Source organism: Radiobacillus kanasensis (genome assembly GCF_021049245.1).
Lineage (GTDB): Bacteria > Bacillota > Bacilli > Bacillales > Amphibacillaceae > Radiobacillus > Radiobacillus kanasensis.
In genome coordinates, this window is sequence record NZ_CP088020.1 from 1,819,437 (window position 1) to 1,839,947 (window position 20,511).

Annotated in this window: 20 protein-coding genes; 15 read left to right on the forward strand and 5 right to left on the reverse strand. The window is 38.5% G+C overall.

The features are described from left to right. Window positions 1-37: 37 nt before the first annotated feature. From acnA to KO561_RS09505, 10 genes are all read left to right on the forward strand, one after another. On the forward strand, window positions 38-2,743 hold the full coding sequence (acnA, locus tag KO561_RS09460) for an aconitate hydratase AcnA (RefSeq protein WP_231096854.1): 2,706 nt from the start codon (window positions 38-40) through the stop codon (window positions 2,741-2,743). A 118-nt stretch (window positions 2,744-2,861) separates the two neighbouring features. After that, on the forward strand, window positions 2,862-3,458 hold the full coding sequence (locus tag KO561_RS09465) for a redoxin domain-containing protein (RefSeq protein WP_231096855.1): 597 nt from the start codon (window positions 2,862-2,864) through the stop codon (window positions 3,456-3,458). Window positions 3,459-3,524: 66 nt separating this feature from the next. Continuing rightward, entirely contained in the window at window positions 3,525-3,653 is a 129-nt protein-coding gene (locus KO561_RS09470; protein WP_231096856.1) for an FbpB family small basic protein, read from the forward strand. A gap of 177 nt (window positions 3,654-3,830) precedes the next feature. Next, window positions 3,831-4,058, forward strand: a complete 228-nt coding sequence (tlp, locus tag KO561_RS09475) for a small acid-soluble spore protein Tlp (RefSeq protein ID WP_231096857.1) — start codon at window positions 3,831-3,833, stop codon at window positions 4,056-4,058. A 677-nt stretch (window positions 4,059-4,735) separates the two neighbouring features. After that, window positions 4,736-6,982, forward strand: a complete 2,247-nt coding sequence (locus KO561_RS09480) for an AAA family ATPase (protein ID WP_231097088.1) — start codon at window positions 4,736-4,738, stop codon at window positions 6,980-6,982. Window positions 6,983-6,985: 3 nt separating this feature from the next. Further along, window positions 6,986-7,408 (forward strand): acyl-CoA thioesterase, encoded by a 423-nt coding sequence (locus tag KO561_RS09485; protein ID WP_231096858.1) that lies wholly within the window; start codon window positions 6,986-6,988, stop codon window positions 7,406-7,408. A 3-nt stretch (window positions 7,409-7,411) separates the two neighbouring features. Continuing rightward, window positions 7,412-7,720 (forward strand): hypothetical protein, encoded by a 309-nt coding sequence (locus tag KO561_RS09490; protein WP_231096859.1) that lies wholly within the window; start codon window positions 7,412-7,414, stop codon window positions 7,718-7,720. 275 nt (window positions 7,721-7,995) lie between these two features. Continuing rightward, a complete protein-coding gene (gene rsgA, locus KO561_RS09495) occupies window positions 7,996-9,057 on the forward strand; it encodes a ribosome small subunit-dependent GTPase A (protein ID WP_231096860.1) in 1,062 nt (353 codons plus the stop codon). A 271-nt stretch (window positions 9,058-9,328) separates the two neighbouring features. After that, on the forward strand, window positions 9,329-9,931 hold the full coding sequence (locus tag KO561_RS09500) for a transglutaminase-like domain-containing protein (protein ID WP_231096861.1): 603 nt from the start codon (window positions 9,329-9,331) through the stop codon (window positions 9,929-9,931). A gap of 75 nt (window positions 9,932-10,006) precedes the next feature. Further along, window positions 10,007-10,783, forward strand: a complete 777-nt coding sequence (locus KO561_RS09505; RefSeq protein ID WP_231096862.1) for a GNAT family N-acetyltransferase — start codon at window positions 10,007-10,009, stop codon at window positions 10,781-10,783. A 191-nt stretch (window positions 10,784-10,974) separates the two neighbouring features. On the opposite strand, the gene KO561_RS09510 is transcribed toward KO561_RS09505, so the two are convergent. Together KO561_RS09510 and KO561_RS09515 are read right to left on the reverse strand one after the other, a co-directional pair. Then, window positions 10,975-11,475: a CBO0543 family protein gene (locus KO561_RS09510; RefSeq protein WP_231096863.1), complete on the reverse strand. Its 501-nt coding sequence runs from the start codon at window positions 11,473-11,475 to the stop codon at window positions 10,975-10,977. Between the two features lie 57 nt (window positions 11,476-11,532). Next, window positions 11,533-12,420 (reverse strand): manganese catalase, encoded by an 888-nt coding sequence (locus KO561_RS09515; protein ID WP_231096864.1) that lies wholly within the window; start codon window positions 12,418-12,420, stop codon window positions 11,533-11,535. An 86-nt stretch (window positions 12,421-12,506) separates the two neighbouring features. Between KO561_RS09515 and KO561_RS09520 the strand changes: the two genes are divergently transcribed. Beyond that, the gene (locus KO561_RS09520) at window positions 12,507-12,689 is read left to right on the forward strand and encodes a hypothetical protein (RefSeq protein ID WP_231096865.1); all 183 of its coding nucleotides are present in this window, start codon (window positions 12,507-12,509) and stop codon (window positions 12,687-12,689) included. A 21-nt stretch (window positions 12,690-12,710) separates the two neighbouring features. Here KO561_RS09520 and yidD read toward each other — a convergent pair whose 3' ends face one another. From yidD to plsY, 3 genes are all read right to left on the reverse strand, one after another. After that, a complete protein-coding gene (yidD, locus tag KO561_RS09525; protein WP_231096866.1) occupies window positions 12,711-12,947 on the reverse strand; it encodes a membrane protein insertion efficiency factor YidD in 237 nt (78 codons plus the stop codon). Window positions 12,948-12,956: 9 nt separating this feature from the next. Beyond that, window positions 12,957-13,889, reverse strand: coding sequence for a GTP cyclohydrolase FolE2 (gene folE2, locus KO561_RS09530; protein ID WP_231096867.1), 933 nt, complete (start codon window positions 13,887-13,889; stop codon window positions 12,957-12,959). Between the two features lie 81 nt (window positions 13,890-13,970). Next, window positions 13,971-14,552, reverse strand: coding sequence for a glycerol-3-phosphate 1-O-acyltransferase PlsY (plsY, locus tag KO561_RS09535; protein WP_231096868.1), 582 nt, complete (start codon window positions 14,550-14,552; stop codon window positions 13,971-13,973). Window positions 14,553-14,712: 160 nt separating this feature from the next. On the opposite strand from plsY, the gene KO561_RS09540 reads away from it, so the two are divergent. The 4 genes from KO561_RS09540 to KO561_RS09555 all read left to right on the forward strand — a co-directional run bounded on the left by KO561_RS09540 (window position 14,713) and on the right by KO561_RS09555 (window position 20,497). Beyond that, window positions 14,713-15,132 (forward strand): CoA-binding protein, encoded by a 420-nt coding sequence (locus KO561_RS09540; protein WP_231096869.1) that lies wholly within the window; start codon window positions 14,713-14,715, stop codon window positions 15,130-15,132. Between the two features lie 242 nt (window positions 15,133-15,374). After that, window positions 15,375-17,327, forward strand: coding sequence for a DNA topoisomerase IV subunit B (parE, locus tag KO561_RS09545; protein WP_231096870.1), 1,953 nt, complete (start codon window positions 15,375-15,377; stop codon window positions 17,325-17,327). Window positions 17,328-17,343: 16 nt separating this feature from the next. Beyond that, on the forward strand, window positions 17,344-19,794 hold the full coding sequence (gene parC, locus KO561_RS09550; protein ID WP_231096871.1) for a DNA topoisomerase IV subunit A: 2,451 nt from the start codon (window positions 17,344-17,346) through the stop codon (window positions 19,792-19,794). A gap of 232 nt (window positions 19,795-20,026) precedes the next feature. Beyond that, window positions 20,027-20,497 carry a flavin reductase family protein gene (locus KO561_RS09555; protein ID WP_231096872.1) on the forward strand — a complete coding sequence of 157 codons (471 nt, stop codon included), beginning with the start codon at window positions 20,027-20,029 and terminating at the stop codon, window positions 20,495-20,497. The last annotated feature ends 14 nt before the right edge of the window (window positions 20,498-20,511 follow it).

Here is a 20,511-nt window from a genome sequence, read left to right on the forward strand (position 1 = left end):
GAGACTGGATTGATAAAAAAAAGGGGGTAACGTAATTATGGCAAAAACAGATGCTTATCATGCAAAGAAACAGTTTGAATTAAACGGTAAAACGTATAATTACTATCAACTAAAAGCATTAGAAGATGCAGGATTGGGAAAAATTTCGCGTCTACCTTTCTCTATTCGTATCTTACTTGAATCTCTAGTTAGACAACATGACGGTCATGTCATTAAAGACGAACATGTAGACAGTCTTGCGAATTGGGGCAAGACAGAAGGGAAGGACGTACCATTCAAGCCTTCTCGTGTAATTTTACAAGACTTTACAGGGGTACCAGCTGTTGTGGACCTTGCTTCCTTACGTAAAGCAATGGTAGACATGGGTGGTTCTCCAGATAAAATTAACCCGGAAGTACCAGTAGATCTCGTAATTGACCACTCTGTACAGGTTGATCGTTACGGAACTGCTGATGCCCTTCAAAGAAATATGGAATTAGAATTTGAACGTAACGCAGAGCGTTATGAGTTCTTAAACTGGGCTCAAAAAGCTTTTGATAACTACCGTGCTGTTCCACCAGCAACAGGTATCGTACACCAAGTTAACTTGGAGTATATTGCAAACGTTGTACATGCGCTTGAAAATGAAAACGGAGAATATGATGCGTTCCCTGATACTCTAGTTGGTACAGATTCTCATACTACGATGATCAACGGTCTAGGTGTATTAGGATGGGGTGTAGGTGGTATTGAAGCAGAAGCTGGTATGCTCGGACAACCTTCATACTTCCCAGCTCCAGAAGTAATCGGGGTTAAATTCACTGGTAGCTTCCCGAACGGAACAACTGCAACTGACCTTGCATTGAAAGTTACGCAAGTACTTCGTGAAAAGAATGTTGTCGGAAAATTTGTAGAGTATTTCGGACCTGGACTAAAAGATATGCCACTTGCGGACCGTGCTACGATTTCCAACATGGCGCCAGAGTACGGAGCTACATGTGGTTTCTTCCCAGTTGATAACGAATCTCTTAACTACTTAAGACTTACTGGTAGAAGTGAAGAACAGATTGCACTTGTAGAAAAATACTGCAAGGAAAACTATCTATGGTATTCCCCGGATCAAGCAGATCCTGAGTTTACAGAGCTTGTGGAAATTAACCTTTCTGAACTTGAGCCAAACTTATCTGGACCTAAACGTCCACAAGATTTGATTCCGCTTTCTACAATGAAAGAATCCTTTAACAAAGCGATCACAGCTCCAGCTGGAAACCAAGGCTTTGGATTGGATAAAAAAGAATTTGAAAAAGAAGTAAAAATCGATCATCCAAGCGGAAAGTCTTCTGTAATGAAGACGGGTGCTGTTGCGATTGCTGCGATTACTTCTTGTACCAATACATCAAACCCATATGTAATGCTAGGTGCAGGTCTTATTGCGAAAAAAGCGGTTGAAAAAGGCTTAGAAGTACCAGCTTATGTAAAAACATCATTAGCTCCTGGTTCTAAAGTAGTAACACGCTATTTAGAAGACTCTGGCTTAATGACTTACTTGAACCAATTAGGATTTAACCTAGTAGGTTACGGTTGTACGACTTGTATCGGTAACTCTGGTCCATTATCAGAGGAAATCGAAGAAGCAATCTCTAAAAATGATTTAACCGTATCTTCTGTTCTATCTGGTAATCGTAACTTTGAAGGTCGTATTCACCCATTGGTGAAAGCAAACTATCTTGCTTCACCACCATTAGTAGTTGCGTATGCACTTGCTGGTACGGTGGATGTAGACCTTAAAGATGAGCCAATTGGAAAAGATAAAGATGGTAATGATGTTTATTTCAACGATATCTGGCCATCCATGGATGAAATCAGAGACGAAGTAGCGAAAGTTGTTACTCCTGAAATCTTCCGTAAAGAATATGAAAATGTATTCAACTCAAATGAAAAATGGAATGCCATTGAAACGACAGATGAACCTTTATATGAATGGAATAGCGAATCCACATATATTCAAAACCCGCCATTCTTCGAGGGACTTTCGAAAGAAGCTGGAGAAGTAGAAGCATTAAATGGTCTCCGTGCGGTTGGGAAATTTGGTGACTCTGTAACAACAGACCACATTTCACCTGCTGGTGCAATCGCGAAAGATATGCCTGCTGGTCAACATCTTCAAGAGAAAAACGTTTCTCCAAGAAACTTTAACTCTTATGGATCTCGCCGTGGTAACCACGAAGTAATGATGCGTGGTACGTTTGCGAATATTCGTATCCGTAACTTACTTGCTCCTGGTACAGAAGGTGGTTATACAACTTACTGGCCAACGGAAGAAGTTATGCCGATTTACGATGCAGCTATGAAATACCAAGAAGATAATACCGGCTTAATTGTTATTGCTGGTAAAGACTACGGTATGGGAAGCTCTCGTGACTGGGCAGCAAAAGGGACGAACCTTTTAGGTATCAAAACCGTTATTGCAGAAAGTTTCGAGCGTATTCACCGTTCTAACCTTGTTATGATGGGTGTACTTCCACTTCAATTCCAAAAAGGAGAAGGTGCAGAATCTCTTGGATTAACAGGAAAAGAAACCTTCGATGTGGAAGTGGACGAAAGTGTGAAACCACACGATTTAGTGAAAGTTACAGCTACTGACGAAGAAGGTAACGTGAAAGAGTTCAAAGCAGTTGCTCGATTCGATAGTGATGTAGAAATTGACTACTACCGTCATGGTGGTATCTTACAAATGGTACTAAGAAACAAATTAGAAAACTAAGAATAAATAAGCGGCCGGAATCGGCTGCTTATTTTTATGTTTACACGTCATCATGGTATAATGGATTCTTGACAAACATATGTTGTACAAGCAATAGAATGAGGAGGAATCCCTTCCTATGATGAAAAAAATAATAGCTGCAGCATGCATGCTTGGCTTAGTGTTAGCCCTTGGTGTTACGATATGGGATGCTAATCAAGATGAATCGAAAACGTCCTCTAGCGAAACGATGGCTTTTCCTGAAGGAGAAGAGGGCGCAGGGATTGTATCTTCTAATGCACCTGAACAGCTTGAGATTGGCGAAAATGCTCCAGATTTTACTTTGGAAAATCTTCAAGGTGAATTAACATCGCTTTCCATGTATGAAGGAAAGATTGTTTTCTTGAATTTTTGGGCGACATGGTGTGACTATTGTAAAGAGGAAATGCCTATAATGGAATCCATCCAAAGCGAATATAAGGGAGATGTCCATGTTATTGCTGTAAATGCATTGAATTCTGAATTAGATGGAGTAAATAAAGTGAAGAATTACATTAATCAAGGTGGATACACTTTTGAAGTTCTGTTAGACCGAGAAGGATCTGTAGTGAATCAATATCGGGTCGTAGGTTTGCCAACGACTTTCGTTATTGATAAAGAAGGAAAATTAATCGAAACGAAGCTAGGCCCTATGACGGAAGAATATATGCAAGGTGTCATTGAGGGAAATTTGTAAAACTAGTTATATTTTTCTGAAAACGGGTAATCCTTTTATTATTACGTATAAAAGGAGAGGGTTTTCTTGTCATTTAAAAAGAAGCCAATTTTTGAAGAGCTTGTAGAAGAAAATAGAAATCAAATTTTAAGTGATGATCAATTAATGGACCAGATTGATGAAAAGCTTGAACAAAAGTGGGAAAGTAATAAGTAACCCAAAAGCAGGAAAGGAGTTCTCTTTTCTTGCTTTTTTACTTGAAAAAAACTGGTTAAAATCGATCAAAACTGACAAAAGATGACGTTCTTAGAACGGAATAGCCTTCACGTGTAAGCAAATAATAGGAAAGGCTCCTTGTTTGGGGCTCAATTCAATTCCTTAGGAGGGCTTACCTTGGCATTCCAAAACAGACCAAATCCAGATGATCGTTCAGATAATATTGAAAAACTAAAAAACAGTATTCAAAATACGATTGAAAATTTGGAAGAGGCACACGATTCCATGCGTTTTTCTAATGAGCAAGAAAAAGAAAATATAAAAGCTAAAAATGCGCGCCGTGAGGAGTCCATTGAAGCCATGAGGAATGAAATAAAAGACGAATACCGTGACCAACAACACTAAACCTAACAAGGCCCTCGAAGAGGGTCTTGTTTCATTTTAAAGCTGGGACAAAACTATAATCTCATATTCTAAAGCCGAACGATTACACGATAGGAAGTGTGAATGTTACTTATCAATGTGGATTTCATTCATATTTGATAGAAATGCGACGTAAGTGGTGAAGCTATATGCCGGCGCTCCTGCAGAATACTCCGCTTTCCGCGGGCACGGCCAGGCGACTACTGCGAGTTTACTTCTTCGCTGCCTTGTCCCGAGGAAGCTTACTTCGAAGCAACACTAGCAGACGCAGGGACATCCCCTTTCTCGCTTGTACAGTTCACTTCCTGCGGGGCTTTCACCTCGTGCTGTTCCCGCGGAAAGCGATTACCCGCAACGGAAATCAGCATCGTACACACAACTGAGCAGTCACTAAAACGATGGTTTGTAGTAACTTTTACCATTTTGTTACGTCGCAATTTATATAAAAGTTGCAACAATATTTATCAAAGCACTCAAATAGAAAAATCCGAACTGATTCGAACTCTATAGAATTCGAATCATAGTTCGGATTTTATTAGGATTAAAACACTCTTGTCCCAGTCTTGTTTCATTTCAAGCCATTCTTGTTCAACTGCTCGCAAGACGTATGATAAAATAATCATATTGGAAGGAGCGGTTTTGTGGATAAGAATTTTCTTATGGAACAGGTAGATAAACAGTGGTCGATTTACAAAGAGATCCCACCTTTATCAGAAATAGCGGCACTTCGATTTATCGATATATATAAAGATAGTGAACAAGTGACGAATCAACAAAAAGCAAATGTATATAGCATGCTTGCTTTTTATCGGTTAAATCGGAACTATGGTGATGATAAAATTACGGAAACATTGCTAGAGGAAGGGGAGAAGCTAGACGCGGATGCTCCATCCCTTTATGAGCTAAGAAATTTAAAAAAATATTTTGCTTTCTACTCAGACTTGTCCTTTGATGAAATAGAAAAATGGTCAATCCGGGAAACAGATTTTGAACCAGCTAAGTTAAAGAAGTGTACAGAACTGAAAGAAGAAATTAACAAGATTGTAGATCGGATAGGTCCTATTAAAGATAAGGAGAGCCAGCTTCATGAATTGTATAAAACGATTTATCATAAGCTTCTTGAGCTTCAAGAGTTATTGACGAGTACAATTGAAGAATTAGAACTTAGAAGAAGTAGTATTTCTGTGTCTCATTTAAATCAGTACGTGAAAGACTTAACTCTCCTTAAACAACAAATACCTAATCATTTTCCAAAATCTTTCCATGCTACCGGTCAAAAGCATGCACTTGAAAAAATGGATGACATGGTAGGCTTGAAAGAAGTTAAACAATACGTGAAGCAATATTACCAATTTTTGAAATACCAGAAGGAAAGAAAAGAACTAGGTTTTACAATGGTCGATGAACCTGGTTTACATATGATAATGACTGGAAATCCTGGTACCGGTAAAACAACAATGGCTCGTCTATTAGCCTCTATTTATTACGAACTTGGATTGTTAGAAAGCAACAAGCTAATTGAAGTTAATCGTTCCCATCTAGTTGGTTCCTATGTTGGTCAAAGTGAAGAACATACGTTAGATTATGTAAAACAAGCGATCGGTGGTGTTTTATTCATTGACGAGGCATATAGTCTCAAAAGGGAAGGACAAACAGGAAATGACTATGGCCAAGCAGTAATTGATACACTCGTTTCAAGCATGACCAGTAAAGAGTATGAAGGGAAATTTGCCGTCATACTCGCAGGTTATCCGGAGGAAATGAGGCAATTTTTATGGTCAAATCCAGGTCTAAGAAGTCGCTTTCCAGAGCAAAATCATATGGAATTACCCGATTTTGAAATGGACGAATTGGTAAAAATTGCAGAAGATACTGCTTTGCAGAATGACTATTTTTTCACGGAGCAAGCACTACACACTTTACGAGAGCTAATAGAAAAATCACGAGTCGACGAGACGTTCGGTAATGCGAGAACTGTAAGAAATTTGGTCATCAAAGCCATCTTTAAAAAAGGTGCGATTAAGGATTCCCAGTCAGAGGCGCACTGGATTGATCATATGCGACTTGATCAAGACGATCTAAGTATGCTTGATCAAACGAATCAAGATGAAGAACCGATTCAACAGCTCGATCAATTGATTGGTTTGGCTAACATTAAAGACGAGGTTAAAAAGTTATCTTCGTTTGTAAGAGTGCAGCAACAGCGTAAAGAAAAAGGACTACCTAATGTACCAATTCAGCTTCATGCTGTTTTTTCGGGGAACCCAGGTACGGGGAAAACAACGGTTGCGAACATTTATTCCAAGATATTAAACGATTGTGGACTTCTAAAACGTGGACATGTTGTGGTTGCGTCTAGGAGCGATTTAGTGGCGGGCTATGTTGGTCAAACCGCCATAAAGACGAAGAAAAAGGTAAGAGAGGCATTAGGGGGCGTTCTTTTTATCGATGAGGCTTATTCTTTATTCCGTGGAGAAAAAGACTTTGGCAAAGAAGCAATTGATACGTTAGTCGATGAAATGACGAAGCACAATGAAAATTTAATTGTCATCCTTGCAGGGTATGAACAGGAAATGAAACAATTTATTTCTAGTAATCCAGGTTTGGAGTCTCGTTTTAAAAAGTACCTCCATTTTATGGACTATAATGCGGATGAGTTATTAGAAATAACAAAGTACCATGTACAAAAGTATGCATATGAGATAGATGAAGAGGCCATTCATTACATCCATACACAATATGAAGAACATGACTTAAAGGGGAATGCTCGTTTCGTCGTAAATTTAGTGGATGAAGCAATCCAATATCAAGCCTTGAGGGTGGAGGAAACTAGCTCTATTCATGATGTAAACCGAATAGTGAAAGAAGACTTTGAACACGCTTGGACAACTTTGAGGAGGGAATAAAAAGTGAAGAAGACGAAAACACCGATTAAAGTACGCTATCAGGAAACCGATCAAATGGGTGTTGTTTACCATGCGAATTACCTCGTTTGGTTTGAGATTGGACGAACAGATTTTATTGAATCTCTAGGGTTTCAATATCATGAAATGGAAGCACAAGGAGTGGTATCTCCTGTTGTAGATGTACAAATGTCTTTTAAGCATCCTATTCGTTATGGGCAGGAAGCTTTCGTCGAAACCTGGATAGGAGACTATGATGGCCTGCGAGTCACCTACCAATATGAAATAAAAGATAGTGAAGGACGTCTAGCGGTATCTGGGTCAAGTAAACACGTTGTTGTGAAAAAGGATACGTTTCGTCCTGTATCGCTTCGCCGTGGATTCCCAGAGTGGGATCGTGCCTACAAACAAGCATTAGGAGTCGAATAAAGAATGGCATTTGGAGTCAAAAGACCAGAACTGAATAGGTGGAAAGAGAAGGTACAAGCAGGAGAAATCGCTTTTTTGACCCATTATTGGCTAGATCCACGATTTCCGGGTTGTGATACGGTTACAAAGGTAGGTTGCTCGAATAAGGAGAAGCTAATGGAATGGGGAAAAGAATATCATTTAGACCCGAAATGGATTCATAACGATCCGAAACATCCACATTTTGACTTGTTCGGTGATATACAAAAACGGGTATTAACGGAAGAAAAGCAATGGGATCAAATCGAGCGATTTAATCTGATTTTGAAATAATGTTGATTATCTTATTGGAATATGTTTATAATAATGGTAACAAAGACTAAAGGAGGTATGTGTTATGAGATTATATAGAGATAACCAACGTAACCAAAATCTAATATTCTCATGGCACATCCCTACGGATCAGTTTTAATTCATTGTTTGTAAACTCTTTCATAGTAGATCCATCTGTATGGGGATGTGCCCTCATTCATGGTGGATTTTTTAATGTCTTAGAAGATCGCATCCGTGCGGTCTTTTTTTATTTCATTACTATTGGAGGAAAACAAATGAATTTACAAACATTAGGTTTTAATCAACAAATCGAAGAAGAGGCTCAATCATTTTTAGCAGAAGGATACAGCATTGGGCGAGTGTCTTCTGAATTTAAAGGTATGTATAAAGTGTTAGCAGAAAACGGTGAGCTTTTAGCTGAAATATCAGGGAAACTAAAGTTTCAAGCTAATGAGCGGCAGGATTATCCAGCAGTTGGTGACTGGGTGGTACTTTCTGTTCGGGAAGAAGAAGGAAAAGCGACGATTCATGCTATTCTACCGAGGAAAAGTAAGTTTTCCAGAAAAGTAGCGGGGCATACGACAGAAGAGCAAATCGTTGCAACGAACATTGATACAATTTTTCTCGTACAGTCTTTGAACAATGATTTTAATCCACGCCGTATAGAAAGGTACTTGATAATGGCTTGGGAAAGTGGGGCAAATCCAGTCATCGTTTTGAGTAAGTTGGACTTATGTGAAGATCTTGAAGACAAGATTTTAGAAGTAGAAAATGTTGCATTTGGAGTGCCTATTCACCCCGTAAGTTCTAAAGAGCGAATAGGAATCGATGCGCTTTACGAATATGTTAGCCCTGGTGAAACCGTTGCATTGTTAGGATCGTCTGGTGTAGGTAAATCATCTTTGATTAATACACTAGTCGGAGATGAGGTCATGTCTGTTAAAGAAGTTCGTGAAGACGATGATCGTGGGCGTCATACGACGACACATCGTGAATTAATTCCGATTCCAAGTGGTGGTATCTTGATAGATACTCCGGGGATGAGAGAGCTTCAACTCTGGGAATCAGAGCATAGTATGGAACAAAGCTTTGAAGATATCTCGGCTTTGTCCGATCAATGTAAGTTTCGAGACTGTACGCACAATCAGGAACCAGGTTGTGCAGTAAAAGAAGCCATTCAAAATGGGACATTAAAACAGGATAGGCTAGATAGCTACTTTAAGCTGCAAAGAGAGCTTGAGTACCTCGAACGAAAAGCGGATAAAAGAGCTCAATTACAGGAGAAGGAAAGATGGAAGAAGATTGCTGGAGACCGTACGCGCATACATCGTCGGTGAAATTCTGAGTTAAGTGTCATATCAATTTTACTTTATCAAAAGTATGTAGGATCTACTGTGATGTTACAGTAGATCCTACATTAATGAAAGAAAAGATGATATGAAATTATATGTGATAGGCATGAAATCATTTAATTGTAAAGAACTTCACTTAAGCTTTTACAGGTTAGTTTAACGATATGCCTATAATTTCATGTTCACACAATGTATAATAATACTAATTAATGATTATTTATACGAATTAGCTTGTGAAGTGAAATGGGGAGTAACTGTGATATGTGAATCTGATCAATTAGAAGAATATTTACTAGAATTAAATGAAGTTAATTACTCTAATCCAATAGTAAAAGAAAAAATTGGAGAACTTTTCAACTCAACTCAAACAGAAGTTGAGAAAGCAAAAGTAGCTTTTGAATATGTGCGTGATGAAATATCTCATTCTTGGGATATTCAGGGGAAACGTGTTACTTGTAAAGCGTCAGATGTTTTATTTTATGGAGAAGGAATTTGCTACGCAAAATCAAATTTATTAGCATCTCTTTTACGTTCTCAAAGAATTCCAACTGGCTTTTGTTATCAGCGATTGATGTTGTTTGATAAGCCAGAAAAAGGATATTGTATTCACGCTTTGAATGCTGTTTTTTTGAAATCACTTAATAAATGGATAAGATTAGATGCTCGTGGGAATAAAAAGGGAATTGATGCTCAATTTTCACTTGATGATGAACGATTAGCTTTTACCACACTAGAGGAATTAGACGAAAAAGATTACCCTACTATTTATGTAAAGCCTCACCCAAAGACGTTAGCTGTTTTAGAAGAACAGACAGATGCAATTATTATGTATAAAAATTATTTACCACAGCATTTATAGTTATTTCGCTAACAGGTGTGGTATAAAAATTAATTTAAGAGTGAGGGATTCTAAAATAGGTCGGAGGGATCGCATATGAATGAAAAATTTATTAATGCGATGAGACTAATTAAAAAATATGATAATAAGGAAACTTACCCTACGTTTGCTTACTCCATATTAGAGAATTATATTCCTGGTCAAGTGTTCATTGAGGATTCGAATAGAACCGCATTAATTGGTACGAATTCAGGCATTTTTGTTGTTATTGGAGATCCAATGAACACTAGTTTCAATCGATTTCTTGTAGAAATCCTTGAAAGGAGAACAAAGGAGAATAAGCGATTCACTTTGTTTTCACCTTCTAAAACATGGGACTTAGTTATAAATGAATTTCTGGAAAAAGAGTTGAGACAAATACAAAGATATTCTTTTCATTTTAATGAGAGTAAGTTCTCAAGGCTAACTAAAGGGGAAATTCCTAAAGAATTTAAAGTTAGGAAAATAGATCAAAAGATAATTAATAATAGTCAAGATTTTAATGAGGCTTATTTAGAAGAATATTGGGAATCAGTATCGAATTTCACAGAAAAAGGATTCGGTTACTGTATATCAAATAATGTACACCTTGCTAGTGAATGTATATCGATTTTTGCTTCAACACAATTTGCTGAAATGGATATTGTCACTCAAAATAGTTATAGAGGAATGGGATTAGCACATAATGTTGCAGAACACTTTATATTACATTGTATGGAGGATGACAAGATACCTAGATGGGATTGTGATGTGAACAACATTGCCTCCATCAACCTTGCTGAAAAATTAGGATTCGAAAACCCGATAAAATACTCCGTATTTGTTAGAATGTAAGAACCTCTTTATGCACTAATGTGTCTTTAGTAGAGGATCAAAAAAGCATGCAATTAAAAAGGGACTTGGATTTGTAACCAAGTTCCTTTTTGTGATTTCTAATTAAGAAAAAGGGGTGAGATTTGCATTCGTTAATCAAATGAATATAAGTCACCTTGACAGCAGAAATCGTTAATGTATGATGTTCTCAGTTATTTAGTCGACACCTTCCCCTTATTTAGAACTCGGATACCAGCAATTATACTTCTACATAGCAATAGCTTTATAATAAGACTTGTGAAAGAGTGATACCAGGACCATCCTTTTTTCCATTCGATTAAGTTTGTTCTCTTTGCTGCAATGGTCTCGAGGATAGTTAGTGGAATAACGAATGGAAAAAGCTTCAAAAATATGCCGATTGGTTTGCTGTTTAGTGTCCACTGATTGTAATAAAGAAGCATTAACGGATAATGAACGATATCAAATGGCAAGTGGATTCTTACCTTACTAGCAAACGGTCTTATTTTATAATGTAAGTATCCTTTAGCGACTAAATATTTATCGGCAAGAGAATTGCCAATTAAACTAACGAGATAGACAATAACCCAATCTTTAAAGGAACGTTTATAAATGGCGAAGGGTAGTAAAAGCAAGGAGATAATCGTGGTTACGATTAAAAAACCGGTTGAAAGAGTTGCTATCTTTTTGTTCATTGTTGTACCTCCTGATTCTAAAAAAGAGGGACCCGAAAAACGAGTCCCCTTAAACAATTAATGTAGATCGTTTCCTTGTTGGTTTTGTTCAAAATTTGCTTTTTCAGTATCCGGTACCATCTGTCCTGGAAGTACGGTACCATGGACGTATGCAGGGGCTGGTTGTAGTTTTGGTACTTGTCCCATTGCTGCGGGAGTAGCAACATAGTCAAAGTCCGATAATCCGTCCATTGATTTGCCACTTGCCCATCTTCCTTGGGAGCTTTCTTCCCCTTGCGAGAAGTTCATAAACGAATAGTTGACATCTTGTTTTTCGAGGTTTTGTGGGAAAGTACTTGGGACGATCGCTTTTTGATTTTGTTCTAATTCTTCAATAGCAGCCATCCATTGATTTTGATGCATCGTATCTCGGGCAATAAGGAAAGATAGCATATCTCTTACACCAGGATCTGTAGTCGATTCATACAAACGACACACTTGAAGGCGACCCTGTGACTCTGCATTTAGATTAGCGCGAAAATCTGCTAGCATATTCCCGCTTGCAATCGTGTAACGAGAGTTCCATGGGTAGCCGACGCTATCGGTTGGAGTTGCTCCAATACCAGATACGATCATATGTTGTGGGTTCATTCCACCTAACACAGCTTCTACAGCTGGGTTTTGTCCCACGATTTCATCCTGTTCACGAGCAGGTGCACCGTCTAACAATTGAGCAATCATCGTTGCAATCATTTCAACGTGAGCAATCTCTTCCGTACCAATGTCTAAAATCATGTCCTTATACTTTTCGTCTCCACGACAATTCCACCCTTGGAATAAGTACTGCATCATAACCGTCATTTCTCCAAATTGTCCACCTAGTATTTCTTGTAATTTCTTTGCATAGACCGGGTCCGGACGATCTGGTTTTGCGTTGTATTGTAATTCTTTAACATGTGAAAACAAAACAAGTTCCTCCTTTAATAAAGGTAAAGTCAATATTAGTATGAGCTTGAGAAAGGAACCTATTCAGGGTAGAAAGGTGGGGTAGGATGAATCAGTTATTATGGTCGTTTGCTTTGGTCATTTTAACTTTTCTGTTCACACGTCGTCGGAAAATGTTAAAACGTCACCATTCGCGTTACGCACGGCGGTTAGAAATGGAAGTTGCCATAGAAGAAGAGAAGGCAAAGCGGGGATTCCCAAACAGTGGGCGGAATGGAGGAGATTCCTAATAAGGAAAACAAAAAAAGAGGCTACTTAGCCTCTTTTTTTCGTTTACGATCAGGTACGGGATCAAATCCTCCTGGATGAAACGGATGACATTTTAAGATTCGTATTACACTTAAATAAAATCCTTTGATGGCCCCGTGAGTTTGAAGTGCCTCGATTGCATATTGAGAACATGTCGGTTGAAATCGACAAGAGGGGGGTGTCATCGGACTAATATAACGCTGATACCCTCTAACACATAGGATAAAAAAATGTTTCATCCTTCAGCCTCATCTCGATTCATTCCATTTATCATACGTAATAGATGCAATGGCGTCATGTAAGTGAATGGACTCCTCATTACGACAAGCGACCGTGAACTTTTCTACAAATGGATGCTCGTATAAATCTGCAGCTACTAAGCGAACCATATCTTCAACAAAACGTGGGTTTTCATATGCTTGCTCTGTTACCATTTTTTCATCTGGACGTTTTAACACAGGGTGAATTCGTGCGCTTGCATTGCTTTCTGCAGCTTCTAAAAGCACTTCCTTCCAATCGTGACTGGTTTCATCAAAATCATCAGATAATTTTACAGACATCGAAACAATCCCACGTTGGTTATGTGCACTATACTCACTAATTTCTTTAGAGCATGGACATAGGGTCGTAATCGTTCCGGATAACCCTACTTCTACATCGTAACCTAGTTTTTCATCATAAGACACTTTTATCGAGGCATCGGCATGATTCAATCCCGTTAAGTCAGATGATGGGCCTTTTCTTTCAAAGAACCAAGGAAATGTGACTTCCATGGAAGCATCCGCTTGTTTGAGTCGAACCGCTAAATCTTTTGTGAATTGCTTCAGTGAAGCGATGCTAACTACAAAGTTCTGACTATGATACTCGGTAAGTTGTTCGGTAAATCTACTCATATTCGTACCTTTACTATCTTGATTTATTTTCGAGGTAAAGGTGAATGTACCAATGGTTGTTTGTGATTGTGGTTGTAATTGGCTTGTTATTTGAATTGGGTGTTTGACATTCGATATACCTACAGCATCAATTTCAAATAGAAAATCTTTTTTGGAGTTCTGTAAGTCGGCCATTTGATTTTTTTCAACTGGCTTTGTTTTAGGACCTGGATCAACAGATCCGAATAATTTATGTCGTTGCAATTTATTGGGTAACTGCTTTTTTCTATTGTTGTTAGGTGTGTTCATAGCTATTCTCCCTTCAGCCACAATACTAAATCGTAGTATACTTAAGCAGATGCCAAGATTCAATTTTTATGATTTTTCGACTTACATCCACGATATTTTTGGCTCTGTTTTGTTCAAAATCCGTTTTATATTCGAACGATGACGATAAATGACAAAAGCAGTTAAGATACTTGTCAAAATCATCAATGCGATATCTTGCTGAATAATCGTAACGATGATAGCAACGATACCGGTAATCATAGATGATAAGGAAACGAACTTAGATAGATAAAGTACAATAAAAAAAGTAAGTATCATAATAGCAAAAAGTAGCGGATTGACTGCTAAAATAATTCCACCTGAAGTCGCAACCGCTTTCCCGCCTTTGAACCTTGCAAACAGTGGATACGTATGGCCTAGTACTGCGCACACTCCAACAATGAGAGGATTAATGTCAGGAGCAAACCAAATTGGTAAGCAAGTAGCTAAGGTTCCTTTTAAAATATCTGCAAAGCTTACGACAAGCCCAGCTTTCACACCAAGTACACGAAATGTATTCGTTGCACCTAGGTTTCCACTTCCTTGTTCTCTAACGTCAATATTGTATCCAATCTTTCCGACAATTAAGGCGGATGGAATGGAACCTAAAAGATAAGCAATAAGTGCGAATATAAAGTAGTCCATTTTTCTCTCTCCTTTATGGGAAGACCCATTCAAACAAAAGTTCGTCTATGTCATCATACCATAGGATATTGTTTTTTTGTAAATCGATGCGGGTACATTAGAATTAGGACCCTTTCTTCTATTATGGCATAATAGAAAGTATAAAAGGAGGTATGTGACAATGGAACATCATCCGAATAAAGAAACGCTAAAAGAAATATTAGAAAATAACCATACGATTGCAGTAGTAGGGTTATCTGATCGACCAAATCGGACTTCTTACCAAATCGCAAAAGCAATGCAGGCAGCTGGTTACCGTATCATTCCAGTCAATCCAGAAATTACAGAGTCATTAGGAGAAAAGGCTTACCCACGTCTTACGGACGTCGATGAACCGATAGATATTATCAATGTATTCCGACGACCAGAGTATTTACCAGACCTTGCGAAAGAAGCAGTGCAAACAAATGCAAAGGTATTTTGGGCCCAGCAAGGAATATGGAATGAGGAAGCTTATCAATATTTAACGGAACATGATTTTACAGTTGTGATGGATTTATGTATAAAAGTCGCACACTCCCTTACAATAGGTAAGAATTGAGTAAGAAGCTCGTTGTGAGTAGTTTTGTATAAGTTCAATGGTTATGTCGTAAGAAAATCCCTGTTTTAGGCAGGGATTTTTACTGTTTATAGGTAATTTATACGGTAGAATAATTATTTTGCTGTTTGCGAAAACAGAAAAACAAGCTAAAATAGAACAAGTACGTTTAAAGTCGATTCTTTACACAAACAAACGTTTGTTCTAATATTAGAGAAAGATAGGGGAAAGGAGCGGGTGTTCACGTGGCAAATCAGACATCACAGTATTCAGACGATTCTATCCAGGTATTGGAAGGATTAGAAGCAGTAAGAAAAAGACCTGGTATGTATATAGGTAGCACGGATTCCCGAGGTCTCCACCATTTAGTATATGAAATCGTAGACAATGCCGTTGACGAGGTTCTTGCTGGTTTTGGAGATGTAATTAAAGTAACGATACATAAAGATAATAGTATTTCCGTAGTGGACAAAGGTCGAGGTATGCCTACAGGGATGCATAAAACAGGAAAGCCAACACCGGAGGTCATCTTCACCGTGCTTCACGCAGGTGGAAAATTCGGACAAGGTGGATATAAAACGAGTGGTGGTCTGCACGGGGTAGGGGCATCTGTTGTAAATGCCTTATCGGAATGGTTAGAAGTAACGATCCACCGAGATGGACAAGTATATAAGCAAAGATTTGAAAATGGTGGCATACCAGCTACCTCCCTCGATAAGATTGGGAAAACGAAACAGTCAGGTACAACTATTCATTTTAAACCAGACCCTACCATTTTCTCGACAACGGTCTATCAGTTCGAAACTCTTTCTGAGCGGTTAAGAGAAGCTGCTTTTTTATTAAAAGGACTACAAATAGAATTAATAGATTTACGTGATGAAACGACCGAGACTTATCAGTATCCGGATGGCTTGGAATCGTTCGTTGCTTATTTAAACGAAGAGAAAGATTCCTTGCATCCTGTGGTTTCCTTTGAAGGCGAACATCAAGAGATGGAAGTAGACTTCGCTTTTCAATTTAATGATGGCTATGCAGAAAGTATGCTTTCGTTTGTAAACAATGTTCGGACAAAAGATGGTGGGACGCACGAATCCGGTGCTCGTACCGCGATTACGAGAGTTTTTAACGAACATGCTAGAAAAATATCACTATTAAAAGAAAAAGATAAAAACTTAGACGGAAACGATATTCGGGAAGGATTTACGGCAGTCGTTTCGGTAAGGATTCCAGAAGAAAAATTACAATTTGAAGGACAAACGAAAGGGAAGTTAGGAACATCCGAAGCTAGATCAGCTGTCGATGGCGTTGTATCGGAAAATTTAGCTTACTTCTTAGAGGAAAATCCAGACGTTGCTGGTATGTTAATTAAAAAAGCTATTCGTGCTAAGGAAGCTCGGGAAGCTGCCAGAAAAGCAAGAGATGAAGCGCGTTCTGGAAAAAAGAAAAAACGTAAGGATGCTTTACTGAGTGGTAAATTAACTCCAGCTCAGTCTCGTAATCCAGAAAAAAATGAATTGTACCTAGTGGAGGGTGACTCAGCTGGTGGATCTGCGAAACAAGGAAGAGATCGTAAATTCCAAGCAGTTCTTCCTTTACGAGGAAAGGTTATTAATACAGAAAAAGCGAAGATTGCAGATGTGATGAAAAATGAAGAAGTCTCCACTATTATTCATACGATTGGAGCTGGAGTTGGGGCCGATTTTTCCCTAGAGGATGTTCAATATGACAAAATTGTCATTATGACAGATGCGGACACGGATGGCGCCCATATTCAAGTTCTGCTACTCACCTTCTTCTATCGATATATGAGACAGCTCGTAGAAGCTGGAAAAGTATATATTGCTTTGCCACCGCTCTACAAAATATCGAAGGGAAAAGGTGCAAAAGAAATCATTCATTATGCATGGAATGAAGAAGAAATGCGGAAAGCAACGAACGAATTTAAAAGTGGATATATTATTCAGAGATATAAAGGGTTAGGGGAAATGAATGCAGACCAATTATGGGAAACAACTATGAACCCTGAAACAAGAACGCTAATTCGGGTTACAATTGACGATTTAGCTCGCGCTGAGCGACGTGTCACTACTCTTATGGGTGATAAAGTGGAACCGAGAAGAAAATGGATTGAATCTCATGTTCGTTTTGGACTTGATGACGAAACGAATATTATGGATAACGAGAACATTCAGTCTTAAAGGGAGGACCTAAGACTTGTCACAATTAGAAAAATATTTAGATTTACCTTTGGAAGAAGTGATCGGGGATCGCTTTGGTAGGTATAGTAAATATATCATTCAAGATCGAGCTCTACCAGATGCTCGAGATGGATTAAAACCAGTTCAACGCCGTATTATTTATGCGATGCATGAAGAACGAAATACCCATGATAAACCATTTCGTAAATCAGCTAAAACAGTCGGGACTGTAATAGGTAATTACCACCCACATGGAGACTCGTCTGTATATGAAGCAATGGTTCGATTGAGCCAAACATGGAAAGTAAGAAATGTCTTAGTGGAAATGCACGGAAACAACGGGAGTGTAGATGGGGATCCACCAGCTGCGATGCGTTACACGGAAGCAAGGCTTTCTAATATCGCTTCTGAATTAATTGGTGCGATTGACAAAGACACGGTTGATTTCATACCGAACTTTGATGATTCTATCGATGAGCCTGTGGTTTTACCAGCAAAATTTCCGAACCTGTTAGTGAATGGGTCTACCGGGATTTCATCTGGTTATGCAACAGATATACCACCGCACAATCTGGGTGAAGTGATCGATGCAGTTATTATGAAAATTGATCAACCAGAAGCATCGGTGGATCAATTAATGAAAAAAATAAAAGGTCCTGATTTCCCTACAGGGGGAATCATTCAAGGTGCCGATGAAATAAAAAAGGCTTATGAAACAGGACGCGGGAAGATTGTAGTTCGGGGTAGAGCGGAAATTGAAAAGTTAAGAAGCAGTAGGGAACAAATAGTTATTGACGAAATTCCGTTTGAAGTAAATAAGGCGAGCCTTGTTAAACGAATGGATGAGCTTCGAATTGATCGCAAAGTGGAAGGTATTGCGGAAGTGCGTGACGAGACAGATCGTACGGGTCTACGTATCGTGATCGAACTGAAGAAGGATGCCGATAGTACCGGAATACTTAATTTCTTGTATAAGAATACAGACTTACAAATCACGTACAGCTTTAATATGGTAGCCATCCAAGATAAGACACCAAAGCTACTAAGCTTACCTATGATTTTAGACTCTTATATCGGGCACCAAAAAGAAATCGTAACACGGGAATCCCGCTTTGATTTAAACAAAGCGAAAAGTAGAGCCCACATTGTAGAAGGACTCATTAAAGCGATCTCCATTCTTGATGAATTGATTGCAACCATTCGAGCATCAAAGGATAAACAGGATGCGAAGAAACAGATTAAATCTGCGTACGGTTTTACGGAGGAACAAGCAGAAGCGATTGTAAACTTACAGCTATATCGTTTAACGAATACGGATATTACCGCTTTAGAAGCAGAAGCAAGTGAATTACAACAAAAAATCCGTGAGCTAGAAGAAATCTTGGGGAATGAAAGCAAGCTATTCCATGTTATTAAAACGGATTTACAAGCGATTAAGCAAAAATATAAAGAAAACAGAAGAACAGTCATCGAACAAGAAATTGAGGAACTGAAAATCAACTTAGAAGTGATGATTGCAAGTGAAGATGTATTGGTATCGGTGACGAGAGATGGCTACATTAAACGGACAAGTTTGCGCTCTTATGCAGCTTCCAACGGGGAAGATTTAGCCATTAAGGAGGAAGATCACTTAGTCGGACTCCAGGAAGTCAATACAACAGACAAGCTCCTGCTATTTACGAACAAGGGGAGATATTTATACTTGCCTGTCCATGAGATTCCAGATATTCGTTGGAAGGATCTAGGACAGCATGTGACCAATATTGTCGCTATCGACAAGGATGAATATATCGTAAAAGTAATACCGGTACGAGAGTTTAATGACGACCAATACCTTATTATCTTTACGAAGAACGGAATGGTAAAACGAAGTGAATTTAAGTTATACGAAGCACAGCGTCGCTCCAAAGCGCTAGTGGCGGTTAATTTAAAGAAAGACGATGAAGTGAGAAATTGTTATGTTACATCTGGACATTCGGATGTCTTTATCACTTCTAACAAAGGGTTTGGCCTCTGGTTTCATGAATCGGAAGTAAATCCGGTCGGTCAACGGGCTGCTGGAGTGAAAGCTATCCAGTTGAAACCGGGCGAGCATGTAGTAAGTGGTCATGTGTTTGATGATCTTTCAGATCCGGAATTTATCCTAGTCACACACCGCGGGGCTTGTAAGCGGATGAAATTGAGTGAATTCGAAAAGTCTTCACGTGCAAAACGAGGATCGGTTATGTTACGTGAGTTAAAGAAAAATCCACATCGTGTTGCTGGCTTTGAAATCGTTTCGGAATCAGATGCCATCCAATTCCAAACGTCAAAAGGTACGATCCAGTCGATTAACCCAATAGAACTACCTAAGAGTGATCGTTATAGTAACGGTTCTTATGTGATTGATTCGGATGAGCAAGGGGAAGTAACAGATGTTTGGACGGTAGCTCAATATGATAAAGTGTTTGGAGATAACGATAATTAGATTATGTTAACAAGCAGTACCGAATAAAACAGGTAGATTTTGTTTTTAAGAGAAGGACGAACATGGAATTTTCATGTTTCTCCTTCTCATTTTTTGTTCGTTTACATACTTTAGTAGAGGGAATCACACACAAAGAAACGAATTGGGTAGTATGTCGTGAGCAATTTGATTCATTTGACTAGACTAACATGATATTCTTACGAAGAATGGAAATGATAAAGGGGTTTGAAGGATGGATAATCGAGTATTTCGAGATGCAATGGGGAAATTTGCAACTGGTATTACAATCGTAACGATACAGGATGATAAGCATGTTCATGGGATGACGGTAAATGCCTTTATGTCCGTTTCATTGGAGCCCAAGCTAATCGCCATATCTATAGATAAAAAGACAAGAATGTACGATAAAATAAATGAAAATACGGTATTCGGTGTAAGTATTTTAACAGAAGATCAAAAAGATCTATCTAAGGTATTTTCCAGACAGCAGGACCAAGACGATCCGATTCCTTACATGTATTTGGAAGGTGCTCCTATATTACCACAATTTATAGTAGCTTTATCCTGTAAGGAATATCAAACCGTTGTCGTAGGGGATCACAAAATCGTAATTGCGGAGGTATTGGACCTCCAAATTAATGAGAAGAATGACAATCCCATTATGTATTACAGTGGAAGTTATCATACTCTCAAGGGAAGGTAATCCAGCTAAAAAAA

What these genes read in the sequence shown, in the direction of transcription:
- acnA (WP_231096854.1), top strand. Translation starts at nt 38, where the DNA reads ATGGCAAAAACAGATGCTTATCATGCAAAGAAACAGTTTGAATTAAAC.
- KO561_RS09465 (WP_231096855.1), top strand. Translation starts at nt 2,862, where the DNA reads ATGATGAAAAAAATAATAGCTGCAGCATGCATGCTTGGCTTAGTGTTA.
- KO561_RS09480 (WP_231097088.1), top strand. Translation starts at nt 4,736, where the DNA reads ATGGAACAGGTAGATAAACAGTGGTCGATTTACAAAGAGATCCCACCT.
- KO561_RS09490 (WP_231096859.1), top strand. Translation starts at nt 7,412, where the DNA reads ATGGCATTTGGAGTCAAAAGACCAGAACTGAATAGGTGGAAAGAGAAG.
- rsgA (WP_231096860.1), top strand. Translation starts at nt 7,996, where the DNA reads ATGAATTTACAAACATTAGGTTTTAATCAACAAATCGAAGAAGAGGCT.
- KO561_RS09505 (WP_231096862.1), top strand. Translation starts at nt 10,007, where the DNA reads ATGAATGAAAAATTTATTAATGCGATGAGACTAATTAAAAAATATGAT.
- KO561_RS09510 (WP_231096863.1), bottom strand. Translation starts at nt 11,475, where the DNA reads ATGAACAAAAAGATAGCAACTCTTTCAACCGGTTTTTTAATCGTAACC.
- KO561_RS09520 (WP_231096865.1), top strand. Translation starts at nt 12,507, where the DNA reads ATGAATCAGTTATTATGGTCGTTTGCTTTGGTCATTTTAACTTTTCTG.
- yidD (WP_231096866.1), bottom strand. Translation starts at nt 12,947, where the DNA reads ATGAAACATTTTTTTATCCTATGTGTTAGAGGGTATCAGCGTTATATT.
- folE2 (WP_231096867.1), bottom strand. Translation starts at nt 13,889, where the DNA reads ATGAACACACCTAACAACAATAGAAAAAAGCAGTTACCCAATAAATTG.
- plsY (WP_231096868.1), bottom strand. Translation starts at nt 14,552, where the DNA reads ATGGACTACTTTATATTCGCACTTATTGCTTATCTTTTAGGTTCCATT.
- KO561_RS09540 (WP_231096869.1), top strand. Translation starts at nt 14,713, where the DNA reads ATGGAACATCATCCGAATAAAGAAACGCTAAAAGAAATATTAGAAAAT.
- KO561_RS09555 (WP_231096872.1), top strand. Translation starts at nt 20,027, where the DNA reads ATGGATAATCGAGTATTTCGAGATGCAATGGGGAAATTTGCAACTGGT.